This is a genomic window from Mycolicibacter kumamotonensis, assembly GCF_002086285.1.
GTDB classification, from domain to species: Bacteria; Actinomycetota; Actinomycetes; order Mycobacteriales; family Mycobacteriaceae; genus Mycobacterium; species Mycobacterium kumamotonense.
This window is the reverse complement of sequence record NZ_MVHU01000019.1, coordinates 46,135-59,009: the sequence shown is the minus strand read 5'-3', so window position 1 is coordinate 59,009 and position 12,875 is coordinate 46,135. Positions and strand designations below refer to the sequence as shown.

At 71.0% G+C, this 12,875-nt stretch carries 10 protein-coding genes; 7 read left to right on the top strand and 3 right to left on the bottom strand.

Annotation, left to right across the window (positions count from 1 at the left end):
• Positions 1-90: 90 nt before the first annotated feature.
• From BST28_RS13735 to BST28_RS13725, 3 genes are all read right to left on the bottom strand, one after another.
• Positions 91-957, bottom strand: a complete 867-nt coding sequence (locus BST28_RS13735; protein WP_019736628.1) for a PE-PPE domain-containing protein — start codon at positions 955-957, stop codon at positions 91-93.
• A 217-nt stretch (positions 958-1,174) separates the two neighbouring features.
• Positions 1,175-1,705, bottom strand: coding sequence for a hypothetical protein (locus tag BST28_RS13730; RefSeq protein ID WP_019736629.1), 531 nt, complete (start codon positions 1,703-1,705; stop codon positions 1,175-1,177).
• Positions 1,706-1,730: 25 nt separating this feature from the next.
• The gene (locus BST28_RS13725) at positions 1,731-3,185 is read right to left on the bottom strand and encodes a CCA tRNA nucleotidyltransferase (RefSeq protein ID WP_019736630.1); all 1,455 of its coding nucleotides are present in this window, start codon (positions 3,183-3,185) and stop codon (positions 1,731-1,733) included.
• A 381-nt stretch (positions 3,186-3,566) separates the two neighbouring features.
• Between BST28_RS13725 and BST28_RS13715 the strand changes: the two genes are divergently transcribed.
• The 7 genes from BST28_RS13715 (at position 3,567) to trxA (ending at position 12,822) form a co-directional block, all read left to right on the top strand.
• Complete coding sequence (locus tag BST28_RS13715; RefSeq protein WP_065287005.1) at positions 3,567-4,331, top strand: NUDIX hydrolase; 765 nt, start codon at positions 3,567-3,569, stop codon at positions 4,329-4,331.
• Between the two features lie 83 nt (positions 4,332-4,414).
• A complete protein-coding gene (locus tag BST28_RS13710; protein ID WP_083081468.1) occupies positions 4,415-6,787 on the top strand; it encodes a hypothetical protein in 2,373 nt (790 codons plus the stop codon).
• Positions 6,784-10,206: a murein biosynthesis integral membrane protein MurJ gene (gene murJ / locus BST28_RS13705; RefSeq protein ID WP_083081466.1), complete on the top strand. Its 3,423-nt coding sequence runs from the start codon at positions 6,784-6,786 to the stop codon at positions 10,204-10,206. The genes BST28_RS13710 and murJ overlap by 4 nt, the downstream gene beginning before the upstream one ends.
• A gap of 60 nt (positions 10,207-10,266) precedes the next feature.
• The gene (sigM, locus tag BST28_RS13700; protein ID WP_065289248.1) at positions 10,267-10,875 is read left to right on the top strand and encodes an RNA polymerase sigma factor SigM; all 609 of its coding nucleotides are present in this window, start codon (positions 10,267-10,269) and stop codon (positions 10,873-10,875) included.
• A 31-nt stretch (positions 10,876-10,906) separates the two neighbouring features.
• The gene (locus BST28_RS13695) at positions 10,907-11,410 is read left to right on the top strand and encodes an RsmA family anti-sigma factor (RefSeq protein ID WP_083081429.1); all 504 of its coding nucleotides are present in this window, start codon (positions 10,907-10,909) and stop codon (positions 11,408-11,410) included.
• Positions 11,411-11,482: 72 nt separating this feature from the next.
• Positions 11,483-12,484, top strand: a complete 1,002-nt coding sequence (gene trxB / locus BST28_RS13690) for a thioredoxin-disulfide reductase (RefSeq protein WP_065289246.1) — start codon at positions 11,483-11,485, stop codon at positions 12,482-12,484.
• On the top strand, positions 12,481-12,822 hold the full coding sequence (gene trxA, locus BST28_RS13685; RefSeq protein ID WP_019735319.1) for a thioredoxin: 342 nt from the start codon (positions 12,481-12,483) through the stop codon (positions 12,820-12,822). Before trxB ends, trxA begins: the two co-directional genes overlap by 4 nt.
• Positions 12,823-12,875 lie beyond the last annotated feature (53 nt).

Genomic DNA, 12,875 nt, shown 5'->3' with positions numbered 1-12,875 from the left:
GCGCCCTCCCCCACTGGGGATCCTCCGACGTCGCGGCGGCGCGTCGCGTCGTGAGATTCCCACTCGACGCGGTCTGAGGCCGCCAGCAGGTCAGAACCAGGCCAGCAGCCCGCCCATGATCATCTCGGCGGAGTTCATCAACGCCTGGAACATGTTGACGTTGGCGGTGTCGATCATGTGGTAGGTCGTGTTGCCGATTGTCTCGTCGGTCGCGGAGGCGATCTCATCCGGCGAGAGGCCCAGATACGCCAGGTGATCGCTGAACATTCCACCCATTTGGTGGCCGTCGTCCCAGTTCGCGAACCCGTCGCTGGACAGGGAGTAGACGTCCGTCGTGAACAGGTCACTTGGGGTCACCAGCCCGATGACCGAGTCGATGTGCATCATCTCGGCGAACTGATAGACCATCTTGACGATGTCGTCATGCCACGATTCCGGGAACCAGGACAGCAGCGTGGGCAGGAAACCGCTCAGGAAGCCGCCCTGTGCCGCGCTGTCGCCCACCATGACGAAATGCAGTGCGGCCAATGGCATGTCGGGGTACTTCTCGTGGAGTTGCTCCATGGCCAGACCCGCCGCGACGTTGGACTGCGAATACCCGAAGATGTACAGCGGGTCTTTCGCACTGAAGCTGGCGTCACCGTCGTTCCACCGCTCCGAGATCGCGTCGACCAAGATCTTGGTGCCTCCGCTGATGCTCGCGTTCAGGTCGGAGGTCTCGGGCACCTGTAGGAACGTCGTGGTGCCGTCTTCGGGGAAGTCGTTCGGCACCAGGTACAGGCTCTTGCTCAGGTCCAGCCAGTTCTGGTTCATCGCCGGGATCATCACCAGGGCTTCGGCGGCCAGCGCGTAGTCCAGGATGTGGTGATCGATGGCGGCAGCGGGTGCCGGGGCTGCCGTCACGCCCGCTGCGATGACCGGCGCGGCCAGCAGGGCGCCGATGGTCGTCTTGTTCACTGATTCCTCCCGACGATCAAAATGCCGGACCCGTACCAACAACCGCCCGCCCGATTCTCACACAATCCTGTGAGGCCGCAAATCGTCGCTCACTTGCTCGCAAGGTGCAAGCCAGTCCACTTAGGTGACCGAGCATACAGTCCAGTCGGGCGAATCGCCTATTCGCAGCAGTCGGCGGCTGTTCCGAACAAACGCGCTTGTTCTGCGGGACGGCCGGTCACAGCATCGTGGCGCCGTCGGCCGCACCGTCGCCGTCGGCGTCGGTGAGCTTGAGATCCCAGCGTCCATCGCCGTCGGTATCGACGTAGGCCGCCCCGTAGCCGCCCCCCTCAGAACCGATCAGTACCCGATCGGCGCGCCCGTCTCCATCGGCGTCGAGCAACAGGTCGTTGATGCGCCCGTCGCCGTCGAAGTCGATCAGCGGCCCTCCCGTGTGCTCGACCTCGTCGAAGCCCAGCCAGCGCAGCCCACCGGATCGGTCTGCGGAGCCGGCCGCGACACCGTGCCCCCAGGTGCCGGAGCCGTCGTCGGCGAAGGAGGCCTCCGGGGCCCCGTCGTCGTCGAGGTCCAGCAGCAAGTGGTCGGCGACCCCGTCGCCGTCGAGGTCGACCAACGCGTCGTCGCGCAGCCCGTCGCCGTCGAAATCGAGGGCGATCGCATCGGCGAGCCCATCGCCATCGAGATCGAGATCAGGCGGTCCGGTCCACATGGTGGCCGCGCCGTCCCCATCGCCCAGGCAGTAGTCCATACCCGAATCAGACGAGCCAGCCCCGCTATTGGTTCCCCTGGGACTGCCACCAGGCCAGCAGCTCGGCCGTCGCCTCCTCGCGCGACAACGGTCCGCGCTCCAGGCGCAGCTCCTTGAGATAACTCCAGGCACGCCCCACCTGCGGGCCGGCCGGGATGCCCAGCAGAGTCATGATCTCGTTGCCGTCCAGATCGGGGCGCACCCGCTGCAGATCCTCCTGCGCGGCCAACTCCGCGATCCGCGCCTCGAGTTCGTCGTAGCTGGCCTGCAGACGTGCCGCCCGCCGCTTGTTGCGGGTCGTGCAGTCCGCGCGGACCAGTTTGTGCAGCCGGCCCAGCAGCGGTCCGGCATCGGTGACATAGCGTCGCACCGCCGAATCGGTCCATTTGCCGTCGCCGTAGCCGTGGAAACGCAGATGCAGGTAGACCAGCTGCGAGACGTCGTCGACCATCTGCTTGGAGTAGCGCAACGCGCGCATCCGCTTGCGGACCATCTTCGCGCCCACCACCTCGTGGTGGTGAAAACTCACGCGGCCGTCGGCCTCGTGGCGTCGGGTGTCCGGCTTGCCGATGTCGTGCAACAGCGCCGCCCAGCGCAGCACCAGATCGGGGCCTCCGTCGGGAGGGGGGTCCTCGAGGTCGATCGCCTGCCGCAGCACGGTCAGGGAATGCTGGTAGACATCCTTGTGCTGGTGGTGTTCGTCGATTGCCATGCGCATGGCGCCGACCTCGGGCAGCACCACATCACCCATCCCGGTGGCCACCATCAAGTCGATACCGGCGGCCGGGTCGGCGCCCAATAGCAGCTTGTCCAGTTCGGCGGCCACCCGCTCGGCGGTGATGCGGGACAGTTCCCCGGCCATCTCCTCGATCGCGGCACGCACCCGCGGGGCCACGCTGAACCCGAGTTGGGAAACGAACCGGGCGGCGCGCAGCATCCGCAACGGGTCGTCGCCGAAGGAATCCTGCGGCGCCGTCGGGGTGTCCAGGACTCCGGCCCGCAGCGCCGCCAGCCCGCCCAGCGGGTCGAGGAACTCCCCCGGGCCGGCCGGGGTGATGCGGACCGCCATCGCGTTGGCGGTGAAGTCGCGGCGCACCAGGTCCGCGTCGAGCGAATCACCAAAGCGCACTTCGGGATTGCGCGAGACCCTGTCGTACTGGTCGGCACGGAAGGTGGTGATCTCCAGGCGATGCCCGCCCAAGGCGGCGCCCACCGTGCCGAACTCGATTCCGGTGTCCCACAACGCTTCGGTTCGGCCACGCAGGATGCCCTGCACCTGCTCGGGGCGAGCGTCGGTGGTGAAATCCAGATCCGGCCCCGCCCGGCCCAGCAAGGCGTCACGGACCGATCCGCCGACCAGATACAGCTGGTGGCCGGCCTCGTCGAACATGGCGCCGAGCTCACGCAGCAGCTCGGCGTGCAGGTTCAGCACGACGGCCGCCGTGGTCAGCAGGTCGGCGTCCTGATGGGCTTCGGGCACGTTCGATGAGCCTAGCGGTGGTCGCAAGCGCGGCGAAGCCGGGCGCAGCGGGCCGCCGCCATAGCCCCGCGGTGGTCGCAAGCGCGGCGAAGCCGGGCGCAGCGGGCCGCCGCCATAGCCCCGCGGTGGTCGCAAGCGCGGCGAAGCCGGGCGCAGCGGGCCGCCGCCATAGCCCCGCGGTGGTCGCAAGCGCGGCGAAGCCGGGCGCAGCGGGCCGCCGCCATAGCCCCGCGGTGGTCGCAAGCGCGGCGAAGCCGGGCGCAGCGGGCCGCCGCCATAGCCCCGCGGTGGTCGCAAGCGCGGCGAAGCCGGGCGCAGCGGCCGGGCCCGACCCGGCGAGGGAGGCGGGTTGGCCGGTTCGTGCCAGCTACTATCGCATGGGTGTCGGCCGACGGCGGAGCAGCCAATTCGGGACGGCGCCGTAGGCGGCGCCGCGGTCGACGCACGTCAGGTCCGCAAACCAGCCACACCGAGGCCGCGGCCACCGACAGCGGTGCCGGGGCCGCCGCGACACCCGGCCGCTCGGCGCAACGCCGGCCCCGCAGCGCCCGGCACGGGCCGGAGCGGCTGCGCACCGTGCACGAGACGTCCGCCGGAGGCCTGGTCGTCGACGGCATCGACGGGCCGCGGGAAGACCAGGTCGCGGCGCTGATCGGGCGCATCGACCGGCGGGGCAGGATGTTGTGGTCGCTGCCCAAGGGGCATATCGAGGTCGGTGAGACCGCCGAGCAGACCGCGATCCGCGAGGTCGCCGAGGAAACCGGCGTCCAGGGCGACGTGCTGGCCTCGCTGGGCAGCATCGACTACTGGTTCGTCACCGACGGCCGCCGGGTGCACAAGACCGTGCATCACTACCTGATGCGGTTCTCCAGCGGAGAACTGTGCGACGCCGACCTGGAGGTCACCGAGGTGGCGTGGGTGCCGATCCGGGAGCTGCCGTCCCGGCTGGCCTACGCCGACGAACGCCGGCTGGCCGTGGTCGCCGACGAATTGATCGACCGCCTGCAGACCGACGGCCCGGCCGCGCTGCCGCCGCTGCCGGTCACCGCGCCCTGGCGGCGGCCCCAGACCCATTCCCGCACCCGACACTCACGACCCGACGAGCACGCACCGGACCGGAAGAACGGTCGCGGGCTGGACCCGTGACCAGTACCCGCCGCATCGGTCGGGGTAGCTTGGCCCCCCTGTCAGCGCCCCGCACGGCCCCTCTGGCGGTGGTGGCCGCCTTGATGATGGCCCTCGCCGTAGCTCTCGGCGCCGCCTCCGCTCCACCCGCCGCTGCCGGTGAGCCCGGCGCCGCACCGTTCGTCCAGATCCGCGTCGACCGGGTCACCCCGGAGGTCATCACCACCTCCAGCGTCCCGGTCGTCACCGTCACCGGCACCGTCAGCAACGTCGGCGACCGCCCGGTGCGCGATCTGATGGTGCGCCTCGAACAGGCCGGCGCCGTCGCGTCATCGGCCGGCCTGCGCACCAACCTCAGTGGCGCCAACGACCAGTACCGGCCGGTGGGCGCGTTCAACACCGTCGCCACCGAACTGCAACGCGGGCAGGAGGCCCGCTTCACGCTTTCGGCGCCGCTGCGCTCGTCGACCCAGCCAGCGCTGAACATCGACCGCCCCGGCATCTATCCGGTGCTGGTCAACGTCAACGGTACGCCGGACTACGGCGAGCCGGCTCGCCTCGACGACGCCCGCTTCCTCCTCCCGGTGGCCGGCCTGCCCAAGACCGAGACCGACTCCGATCCCCTCTCCGGGGCCGTCGCGCCCGACACCTCCCAGCCGGTCCAGCTGACCATGCTGTGGCCCCTGGCCGACCGTCCCCGGCTGACTCCCGGGGCGCCCGGCGGCACCGTGCCGGTTCGACTCACCGACGATGACCTGGCCAGTTCACTGGCCCCGGGCGGCCGGCTGGACGCCCTGCTGTCGGCCGCCGAGTTCGCCACCAGCCCTCCCGTCGACAGTGGCGGCGTCGTCAACCGGGCGCTGTGCCTGGCGGTCGACCCCGACCTGTTGGTCACGGTCAACGCGATGACCGGAGGCTACGTCGTAGCCCACACGGCCGACTCCCCCGAAGCCGCCGCCTCGCACCCGGGCACCGGACGGGACGCGGCCGCGACCTGGCTGGAGCGCCTGCGCCGGCTGGCCCGCCACACCTGCGTCACCGCGATCCCCTACGCGCAGGTCGACCTCGACGCGCTGGCCCGAGTGGGTGACTCGAAGCTCGACGCGATCGCGGTGAGCCGGCCCGCCGACATCATCGACCGCATTCTGCAGATCTCGTCGACCCGCGGCGCCGTCGTACTCGGCGACGGGAAACTCACGGCCGGCGCCGCAGACCTGATCAGCGCACAGGGCCCAGAGGGCACAGCGGTGGTGATCACGGCCGGTGACTGTTCGGCCCAGGACTCCGTCTCCGGCGCACCGGCCACCGCCGACACCACCCCGCGGCGGCTGTCCCCCCGGCTGGTGGTGGCACCGTATGACCCCGCCGTCGGCGCGGCACTGGCCGCGATGGGAACCGACCCGGTGGAGCCGACCTATCTCGACGGCTCCCTGGCGGTCCGCTTGCACCACGACTCCGCCCTGGCCCGCCGCCAAGACGCCCTCGGCTCGATGCTGTGGCGGGTGCTGGAGTCCCCGGAGAGCCCCGGCGCACCGCGCAACGAGATCCTGATGCCGCCGGCGTACTGGAAGCCGCGGGCCGACGACGCCCAGGCCGTACTGACCACGTTGGCCACCGCTCTGCGGTCCGGGTTGGCGGTTCCGCGCCCGCTGGGCGCGGTGATCGCCGACGCCCGGGACGTCACCGCCGCGCCGGCGCATCCGCTTCCGGCCGAGCAAGCAGCGGGCGGTTTCGGTCCGGAGCTCATCGGCGCGGTCGCCTACGACATCGGCCGGCTGTGGGGACTGACCTCCGCGCTGACCACCGATGTGCGCACCGGTCTGACCGGCGACCAGTACACCGCTCCGCTCGCCGAGGACATGCTGCGCGCGTTGAGCCAGTCGGAGGCGCTCGACGTGCGCGCCGGTGTGGCAGGCCAGCGGCTGGTGATCGTCGGCGACACCGTCTCGGACCTGATCGGCGCGGTCACCATCGTCAACCCGGCCGGCTCCTACACCCTGGCCACCGAGCACAGCCCCCTGCCGCTGGCCCTGCGCAACGATTTGGCAGTGCCTATCCGGGTCCGTCTGCATGTCGACGCCCCGCCGGGCATGACGGTGGCCGACATGGGGGATCTGGAACTGCCGCCGGGTTACCTGCCGCTGCGGGTTCCGGTGGAGGTGCGGGTCAACCAGCACTTCGTCGTCGACGTCGCCCTGCAGACCCCCGATGGGCTGCCGCTGGGCGAGGCCGCGCGGCTGTCGGTGCACTCGAACGCCTACGGCATGGTGCTGTTCCTGATCACCATGACCGCGGCCGCGGCGCTGACGGCGCTGACGGCGCGGCGGCTGTGGCACCGCTTCCGCGGCCAGCCCGACCGCGCCGACTTGGACCGCCCGCCGCCATCCGGTCCGCCGCGCCCCGGCCCCCGCAGCCCGGACCATCCCCGCCCACCCGCGGCTACCGCGGGCGGGCCCGGCCGGGGTGCGGGCCGGTGAACGCGCCGGCGCCGCAACCCGCGCGCCCGGAGCTGACCGACGCCGCGGTGGTGTCGCGGTCGTGGGGCATGGCGCTGGCCACCCTGGTCAGCCGCATCACCGGTTTCGTGCGCATCGTGCTGCTGGCCGCGATTCTGGGCGCGGCGTTGTCGAGCGCCTTCTCGGTGGCCAACCAGCTGCCCAACCAGATTGCCGCGCTGGTGCTGGAGGCGACGTTCACCGCGATCTTCGTGCCGGTGCTGGCCCGCGCCGAACGCGACGACCCCGACGGCGGCACCGCGTTCGTGCGGCGCCTGGTCACACTGGCGACGGCACTGCTGCTGGCCACCACCGTGATCTCGGTGGCGGCTGCGCCCCTGCTGGTCAAGTTGATGTTGGGCGGGGACCCTCAGGTCAACGAGCCGCTCACCACGGCGTTCGCGTATCTGCTTCTGCCGCAGGTGATCTGCTACGGGCTGTCTTCGGTGTTCATGGCAATCCTGAACAACCGCAACATCTTCGGCGCGCCGGCCTGGGCCCCCGTGGTCAACAACGTCGTCGCGATCGCCACGCTGGTGGTCTACCTGCTGGTGCCCGGTGAACTCTCGGTCGACCCGGTGCGGATGGGTAACGCCAAGCTGCTGGTGCTGGGTCTGGGCACCACGGCGGGCGTCGTGGCCCAAACCGCGGTCCTGCTGGTGGCGATCCGGCGGGAGCGCATCAGCCTGCGCCCGCTGTGGGGCATCGACGACCGGCTCAAGCGCTTCGGCGCGATGGCCGCCGCGATGGTGCTCTACGTGTTGATCAGCCAGGTCGGCCTGGTGGTGACCAACCAGATCGCCGCCACCTCTGCAGCGTCCGGCCCGGCGATCTACTACTACGCCTGGCTGCTGCTGCAGTTGCCGTTCGGGATGATCGGGGTGACGGTGCTGACGGTGGTGATGCCGCGACTGAGCCGTAACGCCGCCGCCGGCGACGACCCCGCGGTGCTCGCCGACCTGTCGCTGGCCACCCGGTTGATGATGATCACCCTGATCCCGATCGTGGCGCTGATGACCGTCGGCGGCCCGGCGATCGGCAGCGCACTGTTCGCCTACGGCAACTTCGGCGACGTCGACGCCGGATACCTCGGGGTCGCAGTCGCCATGTCGGCGTTCACGTTGCTGCCCTACGCCATGGTGCTGCTGCAGCTGCGGGTCTTCTACGCCCGCGAGCAGCCGTGGATTCCGATCGCGATGATCGTGGTGATCACCGTGGTGAAGATCGTCGCGTCGGTGCTGGCCCCGCACCTGACCGACAACCCCGAACTGGTGGCCGCCTACCTCGGCCTGGCCAACGGTTTGGGCTTCTTGGCCGGCGCAGCCGTCGGCCACGTGCTGTTGCGCCGCGCGCTGCGCCCGGTCAGCGGTCACCTGCTGGGACCCGACGTGGTCCGCACCATCCTGGTCACGGTGACGGCGTCGCTGCTGGCCGGGCTGATCGCCGAAGTGCTCGACCGGGTGCTCGGCCTCCGCGACCTGACCGACCACGGCGCGGCCGGTTCGATGCTGCGCCTGTCGGTGTTGGCGGTCGTGATGGTGCCGATCATCGCGGCGGTCATGATCCGCGCCCGGGTGCCCGAAGCCACCGCGGCGCTGGCCGCGGTGCGCCGCCGGCTCGGGGTGCACACCCCGCACATCGGCGCGTCAAACCCGCCATCCCCCGATCCCCTCGTCCCGTACGCTGGGCACGACCGTTTGCCCACGCCGGACGGGGACGCGGTGAGCGCTTCCGTCCGACAGATGCCTCCGGAGCGCATCGCCGGTGGCTGGACACCGAAAGGTACGGAGGTGACCAACAAACCTTCGGAGGGTTCCGGGGCTCGCGCGGCGTCGCGATCGGTTGCTCCGACGTCATCCCAGCGGCCCCCCGGCGGCGCGGTCACCCCCGAGCCGGCCGCCGCCGCCGACGCCGGGGCCGGGGCCGGGGCCGGGGCCGGGGATCAGCTGACACCGGGTTTGAGCATCGCCCGCGGACGCTACCGGCTCCTGGTGCACCACGGCGGTACCGACGTGCTGCAGTTCTGGCAGGCCCTGGACACCGCGCTGGACCGGCAGGTGGCGCTGACGTTCGTCGACCCGGACCAGACCATGCCCGAGGAGCAGCTCACCGGCATCTTGTCGCGCACCCAGCGGCTCAGCCAGATCGATCTGCCCGGGATCGCCCGCGTGCTCGACGTGGTGCGGGTCGGCGCCGGTGGGCTCGTGGTGTCCGAGTGGGTCCGCGGCGCCTCCCTTCCCGAGGTGGCCGGAACGGCGCCCTCGCCGATCGGCGCAGCCCGCGCGATGCGGTCGTTGGCCACCGCCGCCGAGGCCGCCCACCACGCCGGCGTCGCCCTGTCGATCGACCACCCGGCCCGGGTCCGGGTCAGCATCGAAGGCGACGTCACCTTGGCGTTCCCCGCGACGCTGCCCGAGGCAAAGCCCGAGGACGACATCCGGGGTATCGGCGCCACCTTGTATGCGCTGCTGGTCAACCGGTGGCCGCTGGATGCCAGCACCGACTGCGGCCTCGCCCCGGCCGAGCGGGATGCCGCCGGCAATCCGGTCAAACCCGACACGGTCAACCCGGACATCCCGTTCCAGATCTCCGCGGCCGCCAGTCACGCCATCGAGTCCGACGGCGGCATCCGCGGCGCTTCGACGTTGTCGAACCTGCTGCAGCAGGCCACCGCGCTGCACGAACAGACCGAGCTGTTGGGCCCCGTCGACGACGAGCCGCTTGCGCCGCGTCGCGAACCGCGGCCCGTGGACGCCGACCTGCGCGCCGAGCGGCGCCGCCGGGTCATGATCGGCGCCGGGATCGGCGGCGCCGTCATCCTGGTCGCTCTACTGGTGCTGGCCTCGGTGCTCAACCGGATCTTCGGCGACGTCAACGGCCTGGACAAGACCGAACTGGGCCTGAGCAGCCCGACGGCGTCGGCGTCCCGCTCGGCTTCGGCCGCGCCCGGCAGCACGGTGAAACCGGTGCAGGCGACGGTGTTCTCCCCCGGCGGTGAGGCCGACCGGCCCCAGGACGCCGGGCTGGCCATCGACGGAAACCCGGCCACCTTCTGGTCGACGGACACTTATTCCGACCCGGTGCCGTTCCCGAACTTCAAGAACGGTGTCGGGCTGATATTGCAGCTGCCCAAGCCCACGGTGATCGGCAGCGTGGGGATCAACGTCTCCAGCACCGGAACCCGGGTGGAGCTGCGGTCCTCTCCGACTCCGAAGCCGGCCCGGCTCGAAGACACCACGCTGCTGGCGCCCGCCAAGGCACTGCAGCCCGGGGCCAACAAGATCTCGGCCGACTCCTCGTCGCCGACCTCCAACCTGCTGGTGTGGATCACCACGATGGGCAGCACCGGCGGGGAGAGCCGCACCCAGATATCCGAGATCACCGTGCAGGCAGCGTCGTAGGCATCCGGGCCTGTGCACAGCTGAAGTGCCGTCGGGCCGTCGGCTGGTTAGTGTCCGCCCATGGGGCAGCCGGACCGCAGCGACGCCGAACTCCTGGCCGCGCACGTCGCCGGTGACCGCTACGCCTTCGGTGAGCTCTACGGCCGCCATCAGCGCCGGCTACGCCGGCTGGCCCGACTCACCACCGGTTGCCCCGAAGACGCCGAAGACGCCCTGCAGGAAGCGATGCTCTCGGCACACCGGGGCGCCGGGTCGTTTCGCCACAACGCCGCCGTCGGCAGCTGGCTGCACCGGATCGTCGTCAACGCCTGCCTGGATCGGTTGCGCCGCAGCAGAGTTCACCACACCGAGCCGCTCGCTGAGCATCCGGCCGTCAGCGACCGCACCGCCGAGGTGGAGACCGCGCTGCACGTGCACGCCGCCCTGCGCCGGCTGCCGGCCGAACAGCGGGCCGCGGTGGTGGCCGTCGACATGCACGGTTACTCGGTCGCCGACGCCGCCCGCGCACTCGGGGTGGCGCCGGGCACCGTCAAGAGCCGCTGCGCGCGCGGCCGGGCCCGGCTCGCCGTGCTGCTGGGCCGGGACCACGCCGGCGCCGCCGAGCGCGGGGGGCGGATAGCCTTGGCACCTGACGGTGGCATGCACCATCGGATCGGCGACTGCGCATAGCCACGAAGCGAGCGGGAGCGGCGGCACTGCAATGGATGCAGGTGATCGACAAGACCGGGAGAACCCTGGGCGTCCGGCCCATTCGAGCCGTCCCCTGCCCCGGCTCAACCGGATCGCCGCGGTGACCGGGACCGCTGCCGCACTGGCCGCGATCGGGCTGGGTACGACGGCGCTGATCCGGTTCCCCGGCGACGCCCCCAGCGGCCCGCGGTCCTTCGACGCGATCACCGTGGCCTCCGAACCGGCCCCGGTGCTGCCGCTGACCGGCCCGGAGCTCCTCGAGCTGTTGGACCGCAGCCCCGAATACGGCGCGCTGGCCGACCCCGGCCGACGGATCGGCTGCCTGGCCGGCCTGGGCTACCCGGCCTCGACCGTGGTCCTGGGCGCACGCGAGATCACCGTCAACGGCCGGCCCGGGATCGTGCTGCTGCTGCCCGGCGCCTCGTCCGGCACGATCGTCGCGCTGGCGGTGGCCCCCAGCTGCAGTTCCGCCGACACCGGCCTGCTGGCCGACACGACCGTTCGCCGTCCGTAGCAGGTCGGGGAACAACCGCCGCCTACGCTGACGTTGATAGCCCCTGTAACCGATCCGACCGGAAAGGCGCAGATGTCCTCGACTCCTGAGACACCGACCATCCACGAGGTGATCATCATCGGTTCCGGCCCGGCCGGGTACACCGCCGCCATCTATGCCGCCCGGGCCCAGCTGGCCCCGCTGGTGTTCGAGGGGACCTCCTTCGGGGGCGCGCTGATGACCACCACCGAGGTGGAGAACTACCCCGGCTTTCGCAACGGCATCAACGGCCCCGACCTGATGGACGAGATGCGTGAGCAGGCGCTGCGCTTCGGCGCCGACCTGCGCATGGAAGACGTCGAGTCGGTGGCCCTGGACGGCCCGGTCAAATCGGTCGTCACCGCCGAGGGCGAGACGCACCTGGCCCGGGCGGTCATCTTGGCCATGGGCGCCGCTGCCCGCTACCTCCATATCCCCGGCGAGCAGGAACTGCTCGGCCGCGGCGTCAGCTCGTGTGCCACCTGCGACGGATTCTTCTTCCGTGACCAGGACATCGCCGTCATCGGCGGTGGCGACTCCGCGATGGAGGAAGCCACCTTCTTGACCCGATTCGCCCGCAGCGTGACCCTGGTGCACCGCCGCGAGGAGTTCCGGGCCTCGAAGATCATGCTCAACCGGGCACGTGAGAACGACAAGATCCGGTTTTTGACCAACACCGTCCCGGTCGCGGTGGAAGGCCAGGACACGGTGACCGGCCTGCGGGTCCGCGACACGGTCACCGGGGAGGAGACCACCCTGCCGGTGACCGGGGTATTCGTGGCGATCGGCCACGACCCCCGCTCGGAACTGGTCCGCGGAGCCGTCGAGCTGGACCCCGACGGTTACGTGCTGGTCCAGCAGCCGAGCTCGCGCACCTCCTTGGAGGGGGTGTTCGCCGCCGGCGACCTGGTGGACCGCAGCTACCGGCAGGCGATCACCGCCGCCGGCACCGGCTGTACCGCCGCTATCGACGCCGAGCGCTGGCTGGCAGACACCGCCGACGGCGCCGAACCGCAGGACACCGCCACCGAAACCCTGATGGGAGCATCACAGTGACTGACAACCGCGCCGACCACAACACGGTGAGCGTCTCGGACGCCACCTTCGCCGCCGACGTACTGGCCAGCAATACGCCCGTGCTGGTGGACTTCTGGGCAACGTGGTGTGGCCCCTGCAAGATGGTCGCCCCGGTGCTCGAGGAGATCGCCGCCGAGCAGGCCGGCCAGCTCACGGTCGCCAAGCTCGATGTGGACGCCAATCCCGAGACCGCGCGCGAGTTCAACGTGGTCTCGATCCCGACGCTGATCCTGTTCAAGGACGGTCAGCCGGTCAAACGGATCGTCGGCGCCAAGGGCAAGGCGGCGCTGCTGCGCGAGCTCGCGGACGTCGGCTAGCCGTCGCCCGCCCGGTGCGGCGGCCGGCCCGGCCACGCATCTTTCTGGCCTCG